This window comes from Devosia sp., from assembly GCF_017307565.1.
Classification (GTDB): domain Bacteria; phylum Pseudomonadota; class Alphaproteobacteria; order Rhizobiales; family Devosiaceae; genus Devosia.
On the sequence record NZ_JAFKHD010000400.1, the window covers coordinates 1 to 15,142 of the forward strand.

General features: G+C 63.0%; 12 protein-coding genes. 5 read left to right on the forward strand and 7 right to left on the reverse strand.

Going from position 1 to position 15,142, the window contains the following annotated elements; genetic code table 11:
• From J0I64_RS15900 to J0I64_RS15910, 3 genes are all read left to right on the forward strand, one after another.
• The coding region (locus J0I64_RS15900) for a sugar ABC transporter ATP-binding protein (protein ID WP_291409977.1) at positions 1–994 on the forward strand (994 nt) is incomplete at its 5' end.
• Complete coding sequence (locus J0I64_RS15905) at positions 975–1,979, forward strand: ABC transporter permease (RefSeq protein WP_291409978.1); 1,005 nt, start codon at positions 975–977, stop codon at positions 1,977–1,979. The genes J0I64_RS15900 and J0I64_RS15905, both read left to right, overlap by 20 nt.
• A 51-nt stretch (positions 1,980–2,030) precedes the next feature.
• The gene (locus J0I64_RS15910) at positions 2,031–2,981 is read left to right on the forward strand and encodes a substrate-binding domain-containing protein (RefSeq protein WP_291409979.1); all 951 of its coding nucleotides are present in this window, start codon (positions 2,031–2,033) and stop codon (positions 2,979–2,981) included.
• Positions 2,982–3,091: 110 nt separating this feature from the next.
• On the opposite strand, the gene J0I64_RS15915 is transcribed toward J0I64_RS15910, so the two are convergent.
• From J0I64_RS15915 to J0I64_RS15945, 7 genes are all read right to left on the reverse strand, one after another.
• A complete protein-coding gene (locus J0I64_RS15915; protein WP_291409980.1) occupies positions 3,092–5,530 on the reverse strand; it encodes an EAL domain-containing protein in 2,439 nt (812 codons plus the stop codon).
• Between the two features lie 107 nt (positions 5,531–5,637).
• The gene (locus J0I64_RS15920) at positions 5,638–6,417 is read right to left on the reverse strand and encodes an ATP-binding cassette domain-containing protein (RefSeq protein WP_291409981.1); all 780 of its coding nucleotides are present in this window, start codon (positions 6,415–6,417) and stop codon (positions 5,638–5,640) included.
• Positions 6,414–7,427, reverse strand: a complete 1,014-nt coding sequence (locus tag J0I64_RS15925) for a putative F420-0 ABC transporter permease subunit (protein WP_291409982.1) — start codon at positions 7,425–7,427, stop codon at positions 6,414–6,416. The genes J0I64_RS15920 and J0I64_RS15925 overlap by 4 nt, the downstream gene beginning before the upstream one ends.
• 47 nt (positions 7,428–7,474) lie before the next feature.
• Entirely contained in the window at positions 7,475–8,407 is a 933-nt protein-coding gene (locus J0I64_RS15930; protein ID WP_291409983.1) for a putative F420-0 ABC transporter substrate-binding protein, read from the reverse strand.
• Between the two features lie 3 nt (positions 8,408–8,410).
• Positions 8,411–9,238, reverse strand: coding sequence for a coenzyme F420-0:L-glutamate ligase (gene cofE / locus J0I64_RS15935; protein ID WP_291409985.1), 828 nt, complete (start codon positions 9,236–9,238; stop codon positions 8,411–8,413).
• Positions 9,239–9,249: 11 nt separating this feature from the next.
• Positions 9,250–10,248, reverse strand: coding sequence for a glucose-6-phosphate dehydrogenase (coenzyme-F420) (gene fgd, locus J0I64_RS15940; RefSeq protein WP_291409987.1), 999 nt, complete (start codon positions 10,246–10,248; stop codon positions 9,250–9,252).
• Between the two features lie 122 nt (positions 10,249–10,370).
• Positions 10,371–11,372, reverse strand: coding sequence for a TIGR03842 family LLM class F420-dependent oxidoreductase (locus tag J0I64_RS15945; protein WP_291409992.1), 1,002 nt, complete (start codon positions 11,370–11,372; stop codon positions 10,371–10,373).
• A gap of 155 nt (positions 11,373–11,527) precedes the next feature.
• Between J0I64_RS15945 and J0I64_RS15950 the strand changes: the two genes are divergently transcribed.
• Positions 11,528–12,364 carry a Ku protein gene (locus J0I64_RS15950; RefSeq protein WP_291409993.1) on the forward strand — a complete coding sequence of 279 codons (837 nt, stop codon included), beginning with the start codon at positions 11,528–11,530 and terminating at the stop codon, positions 12,362–12,364.
• Positions 12,365–12,507: 143 nt separating this feature from the next.
• Positions 12,508–15,045, forward strand: coding sequence for a DNA ligase D (ligD, locus tag J0I64_RS15955; protein ID WP_291409997.1), 2,538 nt, complete (start codon positions 12,508–12,510; stop codon positions 15,043–15,045).
• The last annotated feature ends 97 nt before the right edge of the window (positions 15,046–15,142 follow it).

Below are 15,142 nucleotides of genomic sequence, written 5' to 3' on the forward strand. Positions count from 1 at the left end.
AACCCAGACTCTTTTCGAACAGATCCGCCGCCTCACCGCCCGCGGTGTCTCCGTCATCTTCATCTCGCACAAGCTTGACGAGATCATGGAACTGGCCGACCGCGTCACAGTCCTCCGCGACGGCCAGCTCATCGCCACTGTCGGCACCGAGGCGCTGACCCCCGACGCCATCGCCCAGATGATGGTCGGCCGCGAACTCTCCAATCTCTATCCGCCCAAGCAGGAGCCGGATGTCGACGCGCCAGTCGTGCTCGGCGTGCGCAATCTCGTCGCCAAGGGCGTCAAAGACATCTCGTTCGATCTCAGGCGCGGCGAAATCCTCGGCTTTGCCGGCCTCATCGGCTCCGGCCGCACGGCCGTCGCCGAAGCCATCGTCGGTCTCAGCCACCGCACATCGGGCGATATCACGCTCGACGGCAAGCCGGTCAATTTCACCCAGGTCGCGCAGTCCGTGGACTCGGGCCTTGCGTACATGACCAAGGATCGCAAGGGGAAGGGCCTCCTCCTCAACATGGGCCTTCGGCCCAACCTCACTCTGCTGACGCTGAACAAGCATATCAAGGCCGGTTTCCTCGACAGCTCCAGCGAAGATCGCGCCCTCGAGCGCGCCGTGCGCCGCTTCGATATCCGTGCTCGCGACGCCTCCGTGGCCGTTGGCCGCCTTTCCGGCGGCAACCAGCAAAAACTCATGCTGGGCAAGACCATGGAGAGCGAGCCGGACATCATCATCATGGATGAGCCGACCCGCGGCATCGATGTCGGCACCAAGCAGCAGATCTATCACATCATCGCGGCCCTCGCCGCCGAAGGAAAATCGATCATCCTTATCTCCTCGGAAATGCAGGAAGTGATCGGCCTCAGCCACCGGGTGGTGGTGATGCGCGAAGGCCGCCTCACGGGCGTGCTCGAAGGCGCCGAAATTACTGAAGCAGAAATCATGCGGTACGCCGCGGGCATCAAGCAAAGTGGAAACGATGAGCGTATCAGCGCCTGATATTTCGGCAAAACCCAAGCGTGGGTTTCGCCTCGACCTCAAGACGGTCGGGCCGCTCCTGGCCCTCGCCCTTCTCGTCGTGCTCGGAATCTCGCTCAACGAGAATTTCCTGAGCTACAATAACCTGACCAACGTGCTCGCACGCTCGAGCTTCATCGGCATCATCGCCATCGGTGCCACCTTCGTCATCACCGCTGGCGGGCTCGATCTCTCCGTTGGCTCAATGGCTGCCGTTATTGCCGGGGTCATGATCATGGTGATGAACTGGCTGATCCCCACCATGGGTATCGGCTGGGGCGTTGTTATCGCCGGCATGGCCGCGGGCCTTCTTCTCGGCGGTGTGGCGGGCGTCTTTAACGGCACCATGATTACCCGGGGACGCATCGAAGCCTTCATCGTCACCCTCGGCACCATGGGCATTTTCCGCTCGCTCGTGACCTTCCTTGCCGATGGCGGCACGCTATCGCTCAATTTCCAGGTCGCTGACGTCTATCGTCCGGTCTACTATGGCGGCCTTCTGGGCGTGCCGTGGCCGATCATCGTCTTCGCGCTCGTTGCCATCGGCGGCGAAGTGGTCATGCGCTACACCGCCTTCGGCCGCTATTGCGCCGCCATCGGCTCCAACGAGCAGGTCGCCCGCTATTCCTCGATCAATGTCGAGAACGTCCGGCTCCTGACCTATATCCTGCAGGGTGTTCTGGTCGGTGTCGCCGTGCTGCTCTACGTGCCGCGTTTGGGCTCAGCCTCCAGCACCACGGGCGTTCTTTGGGAACTCGAAGCCATCGCCGGCGTGATCATCGGCGGCACCACTCTCAAGGGCGGTTATGGCCGCGTCTGGGGAACAGTCGTCGGCGTCGTCATCCTCGGCCTCATCGGCAATATCCTCAATCTTCAGAGCCTGATCAGCCCCTACCTCAATGGGGCCTTCCAGGGCGTCATCATCATTCTCGCCGTGCTGCTGCAACGCGGCCGCCGCACGAACTAGCGAGTAGCAATTTACATCGCCCAAAACGGGCATTTCGGGAGGACTACAAGAATGAAACTGGTGAAATCCCTTCTGGCATCGGCTGTTATCGCCGGCAGCCTCACGGGCGCAGTCGTCGCCCAGGACAAGGTGACAATCGGCGTCTCCGTGCCGGCGGCCGACCATGGCTGGACCGGTGGCGTCAACTACTTCGCCCAGCAGGCCATCACGCGCCTCAAGGGGACCTACCCCAATGTCGAGTTCGTCTTTGCTTCGGCCCCTGACGCGCCAAAGCAGATCGCCGACATCGAAGACATGGTGTCCACTCGCGGCATCGACGCCCTTGTCATCCTGCCGGGCGATCCGGACGCGATGACCTCGGCCATCAAGCACGTCAAGGACGCCGGCAAGTTCGTCACCGTCGTTGACCGCCAGCTCTCCATCGCCGGCGTCGAAAACCTCTACGTTGCCGGCGACAATCCGGGCCTTGGTGCCAACTCGGCCGAGTACTTCAAGCAGGCTCTTCCCGATGGCGGCAATATCGTCATCCTGCGCGGCCTGCCGATCCCGATCGACCAGCAGCGTTTCGACGCTTTCGTTGCCGGCATCGAAGGCAGCAATATCAAGGTTCTCGACGACGAGTTCGCCAACTGGAACCGCGATGACGGCTTCAAGGTGATGCAGGACTTCCTGACCCGCTTCCCCGACATCAAGGGCGTCTGGGCACAGGACGACGACATCGCACTCGGCGCTATCGAAGCCATCAAGCAGGCAGGCCGTGACAAGGACATGTTCATCGTCGGCGGCGCCGGCATGCAGCAGATCCTGCAGGCCGTTGCCGATGGCTCGACGCTGACCCCGGTCGATGTCAGCTACAGCCCGGCCATGATCGCCACGGCCATCGAGCTGACGACGTCGCACTTCACCGGCGGCATCCAGGTTGCCGGTCGCTACATCCTCGACTCGACCCTGATCACCAAGGACAACGCAGCCGAGTTCCTCGATCCGAACAGCCCGTTCTGATCCTGACGATCCCAACGAAAGCAAAGGGCGCCCTGGTGGCGCCCTTTGTCTATTTCAGAGTGTCGTTTACCGCAGGCCTTTGTCCGGCCAAGCGTGGTGGCTTGCCGCCCTCAGGCGATCGAACGTTCGGCCTCTTCCGACCAATCCATCACCGCTGGACGTCCGAGCAGGAAACCCTGCGCTTCGTTGCAACCTTCCGCCTGCAGCACATGCAACTGCTCGATTGTCTCCACGCCTTCGGCCAGCACAGGCACCGACAGGCTTCTTCCAAGCGCCAGAATGGCCCGCACAATGGCCTTGGACTCGTCGGATTGCTCCACCTCGTTCATGAAGGAGCGATCCAGCTTGATCTTGTCGAATGGGAAGCTGCGCAGGGTCGCAAGGGACGAGTAGCCCGTGCCGAAGTCGTCGATAGCGATAGAGACGCCAAGTTCGCGTATCCGGCGCAAAATGCTCAGTGCCCGCTTCTTGTCGGTGATGATGGCCGTCTCGGTGACTTCCAGCTCCAGCCGTTCCGGCGCGAGGCCCGACTGCTCCAGTACCATCTTGACGAGGTCGACCAGCTCCACCTGCGCCAGCTGCAGGCCAGAGACATTGACGGCGATCTTGTGCTGCTCGGGCCAGGCGGCCGCCTCCATACAGGCGGTCTTGAGCACCCAGGCGCCGATGGCGTTGATGGCGCCGCACTCCTCTGCCACCGGAATGAACTCTGCCGGAGAGACCGTGCCATAGCCCGGACGATGCCAGCGCAGCAGCACCTCATAGCCAGTCACCGCGCCGGTCGAAACCGACCGCTGCACCTGGTACACGAGCGAGAAGCCGTCTTGCTCGAGTGCCAGCCAGAGATCGTTGGCCATGGCACGACGCTGGCGCGCATGCTCGTCCATTTCGCTCTCATAGTAACAGACGCGCGTCTCGAACTCGGCCTTGGCCCGGTAGAGCGCCAGGTCGGCATTGCTGAGCAGTTTCGAGTTTTCAGTGCCGTCCTGGGGATAGATGGCAACGCCGATGCTGCCGCTCGTGGCTACCATCACGTCCTGATAATGCACTGATCCGAAGATCGCGCCCTCAATCCGCTCAAGGAAATCGCGCATGCTTTCGATCACCGAAAACTGCTTGATGGCGACGAACTCGTCTCCGCCGAGGCGTGCGACGACCTCACCCGGCCGCAGCGCGCCGCTCAAGCGCTCGGACAGCACCCGCAAGACCTGATCGCCCGTGGCGTGCCCATAGGTGTCATTGATGTCCTTGAAGTTGTCGAGGTCGATAGCGACCACACCCACCTGGGTGCCATTGCCTTCCGCATCGGCCAGCGCACCGCTGAAAACCTCATCAAACCGGGCTCGATTGGGCAGACCGGTCAACGTGTCGTGCTTGGCGAGGTGTGCAATGGCGGCCTCGCTGCGCTTGCTGTCCGAAATATCCTCCATCAGCGTCACCCAGCGACCATCGCCGATTGGATTGTGCTGTACACGCAGAAAACGTTCGTCGTCGAAGGTGTGCACCACCTGACCGCCCTGCGCTGCGAGCAGCTGGTGCTGTTCGGCCAACTCCTTCGCCATGACATGGCGTTTGGCGGGCTCGATCCTGGAGCTGTTCATGGCTGCTACGCAGATATCGGCGAGGGTCAGGCCCTCGAGCCGCACTTCAGGGCGCAAGCCGAGCAATTCGAGCAGACGCTCGTTGTGCAGCAACACCCGGCCTTCTTCGGAAAACAGTGCCAGCCCCTGCCCCATATGGGTCAGGGCCAGTTCGAGCTTCTGGCTGACCATGGCGAGGCGTTCCGCATCCGCCTTCTGCCGCAGTTCCTCGCGCTCGGTACGCCGGCGATCTGCCTCATCGAGCACGATGCTTCCCAGCGCCGCGCTGAGGATCACGAGCGTGATCAGGGCCACGATCACCGACATCACACCGCCATCGATTTCGAGGCCATCATGAACGAGCGGCATGCAATTGCTGAAATCGGAAGCGCCCATGGCAGTAAAGTGCATGGCACAGATGGCAAGGGTCAGCAGGCCCGCGCCACTCAAAAGCCGCCGGCGGCCGGCGCCCATGGCAACGACGACTGCCAGACCCGACAGCACGATACCAGCAATGATCGACACACCCACCAGCTGCCCGTTCCAGACCAGTTGTCCATCAAGCAGCAGGGCGGCGATGCCAACATAGTGCATGGTCGAAATGCCGACGCCCACCACTGCACCACCAAGGAAGCGGTCTGCCCTGCCGGTTGCGCGAATGGCCATGGAGAGGCCAGCGCCACAAACGGCGATGGCCAGCAGCAGCGAGGTGGCGGTGAGCAGAATGTCGTATTGAAGTGGATAGCCCGGACGGAAGGCCAACATGGCGACGAAGTGGGTCGACCAGATGCCAAGCCCCACAGAAAGCGCAGAGATCGTCGTCCAGATCAACCGCGCCCGCTTCTCCATCCGTTTGGCATGTCGCAACAAGCTCACACAGGCATAGGCCGACAACAGACAAACAGCAGCAGCCAGAGCCACAAACACGAGGTCGTGGCCTTTAAAGAAGAAATCGAGAACGGCGAGCACAGCGAGGATCCGGAAAATTGCGGATTCACCCTAGAGAGCCCGCCATTACCGATCAGTTACGCCCCATACACATCCCGCCGAATGCTGAACGGGATGTAAATCCGAGGCTAGGCAATGCCTTGATAGGCAATGATCGGTCCATCCGGCCCCGGCACCAGCCGCGCCATGACGCCATAGACCCGCGCCAGCAGGCCTTCCGTCAGCACCTCGGCCGGCAGCCCTTCGGCCGCCACCTGCCCCTCATGCATCACCACCAGCCAATCGCAGAAGCGCAGCGCCAGGTTGAGGTCGTGCAGCGCCAGCAAGACCGTGCCTCCTGCGCTCGCCTCCTCGGCCAGCAGAGCCAGCACCTGCAATTGCGCGCGGATATCGAGATGGCTTGTCGGCTCGTCCAGCACCAGCAGTCGCGGCTGCTGCGCCAGCGCCCGGGCAATGTGCACGCGCTGCTGCTCGCCCCCCGACAGCGTGTTAAAAGCCCGCGCCGCAAAGGCGCTCATGCCCACCCGCTCCAGCGCTGCCCCCACCACCGCGTTGTCGTCGGGCTCCGCTCCGGCGGTCCAGAGCGAGCCATGCGGAATGCGCCCCAGCGCCACGACATCGCGAACGCTGAGGCGCTCCTCGGTGCTGGCGGATTGCTCGACATAGGCGCAGACCCGCGCCCGCTCACGGCGCCCCAGGGCCGCGAGGTCGCTACCCTCAAAGCTCACAGCCCCGGCCTCAAGCCGCTCAAGCCCGACAATACCGCCGATCAGGGTCGATTTACCTGCCCCGTTCGGCCCCACCAGCCCCGTCACCTTGCCGGCCGGCGCGGTGAGCCCTGCGCCCGACACGATCGGCTTGCCGCCCCGGCGCAGATGCACGTCGCTGAGTGTGAGCCCCGCCGTCATGTCACCTTCCGGAACCGCATGAGGATCAAAAGGAATGCCGGCGCGCCGACCAGCGCGGTGACGATACCCACCGGCAACTCGCGCGGATCGAAGAGGGTCCGGGCAATGGTATCGGCCCAGAGCATGAAGATCGCGCCCGCCAGCATGGAGAGCGGCAAGAGCCGCCCATGGCGCGACCCCACCGCCAGCCGCACCGCGTGCGGCACCACGAGCCCGACAAAGCCGATGGCCCCGCCAATCGCCACCATCACACCCGTCAGGAGCGCCGAAGCCGAGAGCAACACCCAGCGCAATCGGGACACGTCAACGCCAAGGCTCGCGGCCGACTTTTCGCCAAAGGCAAAGGCATCGAGCCCCCGCGCCGAAGCCAGCATGACCGGCGCACAAATCAGTAGCGCAAGGCCAACCAGCCCCGCATCGAGCCAGCTCGATCCGCTCAGCGACCCCATCAGCCAGGAGAGGATTTCCCGATACGAATCCCCCGTCGCCGACCAGAAGATGATGAAGGATGTCATGGCCGAGGCCAGCGCCGAAATGGAAATGCCGGCCAGAATAGCCCGCACCGGCGTCGCCCCACCCAACAGATGCGCAATCAGCAGCGCCAGCGCCAAAGCCACCAGCGAACCGAAGAAAGCCCCCACCGGCACCAGCAGCGCAAAACCGAGCACCACCAGCGTCACCGCACCAAAGGCCGCCCCGGAAGAAAGCCCCAGCAGATAGGGATCAGCCAGCGGATTGCGCGTCAGCGCCTGCATCACCGCCCCCGCCAGCGCCAGCGCCGCGCCCACCCCCATGGCCGCGAATACGCGCGGCAGCCTGAGATCCCAGACGATGGCATCCCGCAACCGCGACACCGGACTTTCCGGCACGAGGCCGAGATGATGGAGGATCGTCGCCCACACTTCCGTCGGCGTGATATCGGCCGGCCCGAAGGTCACGGCGATCGTCGCACTGGCGATGAGCAGCAGCCAGAGGGCGAGAAATGCGGTGACGTTGAGCGATCTGGTCAATCGGCGCGCGGGGAGGTTGGGCGGTGGCGTGAGCCCCGATGCCGCCATCAAAAACTCAACCCAGCCAACTGCGTCGCCATATCCACCACCGCAGGCACATTGCGCACCCCGGCTTCCGACGCCGGGAATGGCAGCACCAGATAGCGCTGGTTGATCACCGCATCGAGCTTGGACGTAATCGGGTTCTCCGCCAGCAGTTTCTTCTTCGCCTCGGCCGAGTTCCACGCCGCATCCACCAGCACGATCACATCGGGATTGGCATCAACGATGGCTTCCCAGCTGGCTGAGGTCCAGCCTTCATCGACGCCGGCGAAAATATTCTTCAGCCCCAGCGCTTCCATGATCATGGCCGGCGCATTGCTGCCCGCGCCCACATAGGGCGTCTTGGTGCCCGAGGAATACCACACCGCCGTCAGGTCGCGCTTGTCCGGCGCCACACTGCCGAGCGCCGCCTTCTGCTCGGCGATCAGGGCCGCAGCCTTGTCTTCGACATTGAAGATCTGACCCATTTCGGCGATCTCGCCAAAGAGCATGTCAAAGCTGAGCTTGGCCGGTTTGACCGACCGACAGGCAGCCGGCGCCACATAGGAATTGACCCCGAGCTGTTCCAGCGTCTGCCGCTCGCCGGCCCCGTCCGCAGCAAAATTGCTCTCCCAGCCGCCATAGACGAAGTCTGGCTCGGTTTCCAAAACCACTTCCTGCGACGGCAGTTTTTCGGACAGCACGGGAATATCGGTGCCGCCCAGTGCCGGAGGCAGCGGACCATCGAGGAAGGCGACGCCCGCCATATGTTCGCCCAGACCCAGCGACAGCAGCAATTCCGCGGCCGTCGACTTGATCGCCACCGCGCGCTCCGGCGCCGCCTTGATCGTCAGCGGAAAGCCGCAATTGTCGAGCGACAGCGGATAGTCGGTCGCAAAGGAAGGCACGGCAAAGGCGCTCGCCGCGAGCACGGCGAGAAGAGAAAGAGAATGACGCATGGTTCAGTCCTGCTTCTGCCCCTTGGGGCGTGCTTGCGATGTGGTCTTTGCCTTCATTTCCGCCATGGCGGCCTCATAGCCGAGCCGATAGGCCTCGGCCGAGCCAAAGCGGAACATATCGTCGTCGCCGGTCCTGACGAGGCTGCGCGCCCCAGGCGCATCGAGCCCCTGCACCAGCCGCCCCATGCCGCGCACAACGGCAACGGGAATCCCCGAAGTCTTGCCTTTCACCAGATCCCCCGCCCCGGCCAGTTCATCCGCCACCACGGCCATGGTCACATGCAGCGGCCGTCCATTGGCGTCATTGGCCCCGCGCAGATCGTCGGTCAATTGCAGCCCAGCCGCGCCGATGGCGAGATCGGTCTGCCCCACCCGCCAAGGCCGGCCCACGGTGTCGGTCACGACAACGCCAAGCTCAACCCCGAAACGCGCGCGCAGCCCCTCGCAGAGCATGCGCGCCGAGCGATCCGGGTCCTCCGGCAGTTTCAGCGCAAACCCCTCGGGCACATTGGACATGTCGAGCCCGGCCGCCGCCATGATCATGCCCTGCTTGGTCTCGACAATCCGCGTCACCCCGCCCGGATGCACCCGTTCGGCCACAACGCGCACCGTGTCATCGGCAATGGCCTTTTCACGATCCGCCGCCGGCACCTGCCGGCCCTCGGCCTTGGAAACGATCTTGCTGGTCACGACCAGAATATCGCCGTTGCCAAGCGCGTGTTCCGGCCCCATGCCGGCAATCGCATCGGCGATCACGGCCACGAGGTCATCGCCGCGAGAAATCTCCGGAATGCCGGTGACGCCCCAAACGTTGAATGTCGGCACCACCATTGCGTTCTCCTTCAGCCCAGCGCCTTGAGGCGCGGCAGGATTTCCTTGGCGTAGAGCGCCAGGAACCGGCTCTGGTCCGTACCCGGCGCGTGAAACACCAGATGGTCGAACCCATAGTCTATATAGGTCTTGATCTCGGCCACATGCTCATCGGGATCACTCGACACGATCCAGCGCTTGGCGACGCGCTCGATCGGTAGAGCCGCGGCGAGCTTTTCCATTTCCTCGGCATCCTGCACCGAGTGCTTTTCCTCCGCCGAAAGCGACAGCGCCGCCCAGTTCCGCGTGTCTTCGAGCGCCCGCTCCGGATCTGTATCGAACGAGACTTTTACCTCGATCATCCGCTCGAACGGCTTTCCCGCCCGCGCCGATTCCTGCCGGCCCACCGCCACGTTGGGCAGCAGTTCGTCGACATAGAGCGAGGCGCCCTTGCCCGAGGTGCAGATGAACCCATCGCCCTCGCGCCCGGCAAATTTGGCGTTCAGCGGCCCGCCGGCGGCGATGTAGATCGGCACCATCTCGTCAGGCCGATCATAGATCGTGGCGTTGACAGTCTTGTAATACTGGCCCTCGAAGCTGACCCGATCCTCGCTCCAGAGCTGCCGGATCAGTTTGATCGCCTCGCGCAGCCGCGCCGAGCGCTCCTTCAGTTCCGGCCATTCGATACCGGTGGCGGGCACTTCATTGAGCCCCTCCCCCGTCCCGACGCCGAGAATGACGCGGCCGGGGAACATCGCCCCCAGAGTCCCGAAAGCATGGGCCACCACAGATGGATGCAGCCGGAACGTCGGCGTCAGCACCGAGGTGCCCAGAATGATCCGCTCGGTCCGCGCCAGCACCGCAGCCATCCAGGCCGGCGCAAACGGCGCGTGCCCGTCCGTATGCTTCCAGGGCTGAAAGTGATCGCTGACAAAGACGGAATCGAACCCGCCCTCTTCCGCCTCAATGGCGAACTGCATCAGCTTGCTCGGCCCAAATTGCTCCGCCGAAGCCTTGTACCCGAAGCGCATAGTTTTGGTCTCCTCCCGGATGTACCAACTATCTAGGTGTCCCCCCCGCGAAAGCGGGGATCTCTGTTTCGTGCACCGGGCCTGCCGCTTTCGCGGCAATGACGCCGGGCGTGCGGGCCGCCTCAGCGAAACGCCGGGATCACATGCCGCCCATAGTTGGCGATGATTTCCTCCTCATCACCGCTATCAAGATAGATATTGAACTGCGTCACACCAGAAGCCTCGAGGTCGCGGATTTTCGCGACATGCTCATCAGGCTCACCCAGCACGCAGAAACTCTCGACCACATCGTCGGTGATAAAATCGAGGAACGGGTTATCCGCCTGGCCATGCTTGGAATAGTCATAGCCCCGGCGCTTTTCGATATAGCTCGTCAGGCTCTGCGGCACCTTTCCGCTTTCGGTGCCATATTTCTCGACGATATCGGCCACATGGTTGCCCACCATGGCCGGGAACCACTTCACCTTTTCGATCGCCCGCTTGCGGTCGCCGAAATAGGCCGGCGCGGCCGCCATCGAGCGGTAGTTCGACATATCCTTGCCCGCTGCCTGTCCGGCCTCGATGCACTGGTCGGTGAACCACTTGCAAAGCCCGGGATCGGCAATCTGCAGCACCACGCCATCGGCGTGCTCGCCGGCTGTCTTCAGCGCCAGGGGACCATAGGCGGCAATCCAGCTCGGCATTTCGTGGCCAACGGCCCAGGGGAATTTCACCGGCGCGGGGATTTCGCCATAGGTCACTTCCTCGCCGCGCACCATGGCCTTGGTCTTGTCGATAAACTCGGCCACGCGCGAGAGGGTTGCCGGCTTCTTGCCCATGACGCGCATCGAGGAGTCGCCGCGCCCCACCGCCAGATCAAACCGCCCGCCGCTCTGCTTGCTCAGCGAGCCAAAGATGGACGCTGCCACCGACCAGTCGCGCACGTCCGGATTGGTCACCAGCGGCCCGAAGCGCATCTTGGTCGTGTGCTCCATGCACATGGCGATCGCCGCATAGCAATCGCGCCAGAGAATGTGGGAATCGTAGAACCAGCAATAATCGAAGCCCGCGTACTCCGCTGCGCGCACCAGGTAGCGGGCCCGCTCCGCCTCGATAAACCCCTTGAAGGTAATGCCGAATTCCATAGTCCCCGTCCCCACTCTCCTCATGGTCAAGAAATTTGACCAGTCGATCAAATTTTGTCCGAGCCATGACGATTGTCAACAGGGCTTTATCGTCCGGAACGCGAGCGCGGCGGCGGCGTTGAATCGGGCAAAACCAACCTGTCAGGATGCCCGCCATGCCTGCTTCCCGCCCAATCTGGAAGGGCCAGATCCGCCTCTCGCTGGTCTCCATTCCCGTCGAACTTTTCAGCGCCGCCAGCACCAGCGCCAAGCCCAGCTTCCGTCAGATCCACGAGCCGACCGGCAAGCCCATCCACTATGAGAAGGTCGTCGCCGGCGTTGGCCCTGTCGACAAGGACGAGATCATCAAGGGCTTTGAATATGAGAAGGGCGACTATGTCCTTCTCACCGACGACGAGATCGACGCGGTGAAACTCGAAACCCGCAACACCCTCGAGCTCACCCAGTTCGTCGGCGCCTGCGAGATCGACCCGATCTACTATGACAAATCCTATTTCGTCGTGCCCACGGACGAGCTGGCAGAAGACGCCTTCCGCGTCATTCGCGATGCCCTGCGCAAGACCCAGAAGGTCGGCATCGGCCAATTGGCCATGCGCGGCAAAGAGTATCTCGCCGCGATCAAGCCCAGCGGCACCGGCCTCCTGCTCGAAACGCTCCACTACGAAGACGAGATCCGCAAAGCCGATCCCTTCTTCTCACAAATATCCTCGAAGAAGGCCGAAGACGACCTGCTCGAGGTTGCCGAAGCACTGATCGAAAAGAAGACCGCTCCCTTCGAAGCCACCGCCTTCAAGGACCACTATCAGACGGCTCTGCGCGAGCTCATCAAACGCAAAATGAAGAATAAGGGCCGCAAGATCACGGCCGACGAAGACGAAGAACCGGCCCGTCCCTCGGGCTCGAACGTCGTCGATCTGATGGCTGCGCTGAAGGAGAGCCTTGAGGGTGGTGGCACGAAGAAAAAGGCCGCGCCCCGCAAGAAGGCGAGCTGAGCCATGCGTTTCCTCCCATCCTCCCACATCAGGGCGGCGATGCCGCATCGCGTCGGTGGCACCATCCGGTGCCAATCACTGTCCCTTCACCTCCCCCTTGATGGGGGAGGCCGGGAGGGGGTGACGGGAGCCACGGTATCACCATGAAACCCTCAGACCTCCTCAAAGACTACAAATCCAAGCGCAACTTCGCCAAAACCCAGGAGCCCTCCGGCGATAGTCCCGCCGGCCAAAAATCGCCACGCGGCAGCTTCCTGATCCAGAAACACGACGCGACGCGCCTCCACTATGACTTCCGCATCGAACTCGAAGGCGTGCTCAAGAGCTGGGCCGTCACCAAAGGCCCGTCGAACAATCCCGAGGACAAGCGCCTCGCCGTGCGCGTCGAAGATCATCCCCTCGAATACGGCACCTTCGAGGGCACCATTCCCGAAGGCGAATATGGCGGCGGCACCGTCATGCTCTGGGATCGCGGCACCTGGGAGCCGATCGGCGATCCGCACGAGGCCATCGAAAACGGCGACCTCAAGATGCTCATCTTCGGCGAGCGCCTCAAAGGCGAATATGTGCTGGTGCATATGAAGGGCCGCGACACCAGGCGCCGCGCCGGCCCGCCGCGCGAAAACTGGCTGCTGATAAAGCACCGGGATTCCTACGCCCGCGACAAGGATACGCTGACCACCCGCTTCACCCGCTCGGTCGCCACCGGCCGCGATTTCAAGCAGATCGCCAGCGGCGCCCCCGCCACCAAGGACAGCACGGTCAAGGACGACGCCGTCTGGCACCCTGACCCCGAGAAGGCTGAGAAGGCCGGCCAGAAAACCCGCAGTCTCGCCAAAGCCCAAAAGGGCAAAACGCCCGCCTTCCGCCCGGTGCAACTCGCCACCCTCGTCGATAGTGTTCCCGCCGGCGAGGACTGGCTCTTCGAGATGAAATATGACGGCTATCGCTGCCTTGCGGCCGTCGCCGGTGACAGCGTCCGCCTCTTCACCCGCAATGGCCTCGACTGGACCGAACAGTTCGGTGCCCTCATCGAGCCAATGCAAAAGCTGAAAATCGCCTCGGCCCTGATCGATGGTGAAATCTGCGCCTTCGACGCCAAGGGCCGCACCGATTTCTCCACTCTCAAGAATGCCCTCTCCGATGGCGGCAGGCTCGAATATTTCGCCTTCGACCTCCTCGAAGCCGAGGGCAAGGACCTCACCAAACTCCCGCTCATCGAGCGCAAGACGCGCCTCGAAAAACTTCTCAAGACGGCCGCCCGTCATGACCCGGTGCAATATTCCTCCCATGTCCGCGGCAATGGCCAGAAGGTGCTCGATGCCCTCTGCCGCGATGGCCATGAAGGCGTTGTCGCCAAGGCGGCCACCGCCCCCTATCGCGGCGAGCGCACGCGCAGCTGGCTCAAGATCAAATGCCTGAAGCGCCAGGAGTTCGTCATCGGCGGCTGGTCCCCCTCAACCAAACGCCGCGGTTTTGCCTCCCTGCTCCTCGGCAGCTGGGAGGGCAAAAAGCTGCTCTATCGCGGCCGCGTCGGCACCGGCTTTTCGCAGGATCTGCTCACCGAACTCGACCAGAGGCTCGCCGGGCTCGCGCGAAAAACCAGCCCCTTCGAAGCCGTGCCCAAGGAGCGCGCCCGCGACGTCCATTGGGTCACGCCCGAGCTCGTCGCCGAAATCGCCTATACTGAGTTCACCGAAGACGACATCCTGCGCCATCCGAGCTTTATCGGGCTGCGCGGCGACAAACCCGCCAGGGAGGTCCAGATGGAAAAGGCACAGCCCCTCGACCATGACGGCGAAGAGGTCGCCGAACGCCTCGGCGTCCGCCTCACCTCTCCCGGCCGCGTCGTCTTTCCCGAAGCGGACATCACCAAGTCCGATCTCGTTTCCTATTACGAAGCGGTGGCCGAGGTCATGCTGCCCCATATCAAGGACCGTCCCCTCAGCCTCGTGCGCTGCCCGCAGGGCCGCGATAAGGCCTGCTTCTTCCAGAAGCACGATACCGGCGGCTTTCCCGACGAGATCAAGTCCACCCAGATCATCGAGAAGGATGGCGACAAACAGAACTACTTTTACGTCACCGACCTTGCCGGCATCATCGCCGGTACGCAGATGAACGCGCTCGAATGGCACATCTGGGGATCGCGCCGCCAGAGCGTCGAAAATCCCGATCGCGTGGTTTTCGACATAGACCCCGATGAAGGCCTCGATTTTGCCGCCGTCCGCAGCGCCGCCCACGACATCGGCGAGAAACTCAAGGCGATGAAGCTGCAGAGTTTTCCCATGGTCACAGGCGGCAAGGGCATCCACGTCATCGTGCCGCTCAAGCCCGATGTGGAATGGCCCGACGTCAAAGCCTTCAGCAAGAGCTTTGCCCAGTCCCTTGCCGACGACGAACCCGAGCGTTTCACCGCCAATCTCTCCAAGGCCCAGCGCAAGGGCAGGCTCTTCATCGACTATCTGCGCAACGAACGCGGCTCCACCGCCATCTGCCCGTGGTCCGTGCGCTCGCGCGAAGGCGCCCCGGTCGCCGTGCCCGTCTCGTGGGATGAAGTCAAAACCCTGAAATCGGCCAATCTCTTCTCACTCGAGACGGCCGCCGCCCGCGCCGGGGCAGAAGACCCCTGGCCGGACTATTTCAAGGTCAAGCAAAGCCTGAAAGGCAAACTCCCGAACTAATCCCAATTGCCGAACCGATCGGCGCCCAATTGGGCTGTTCTCCCGCGCCCCGAAACGCTACACCGCGCCCAGGGCACAGGAGGCGCGCATGGCTTAT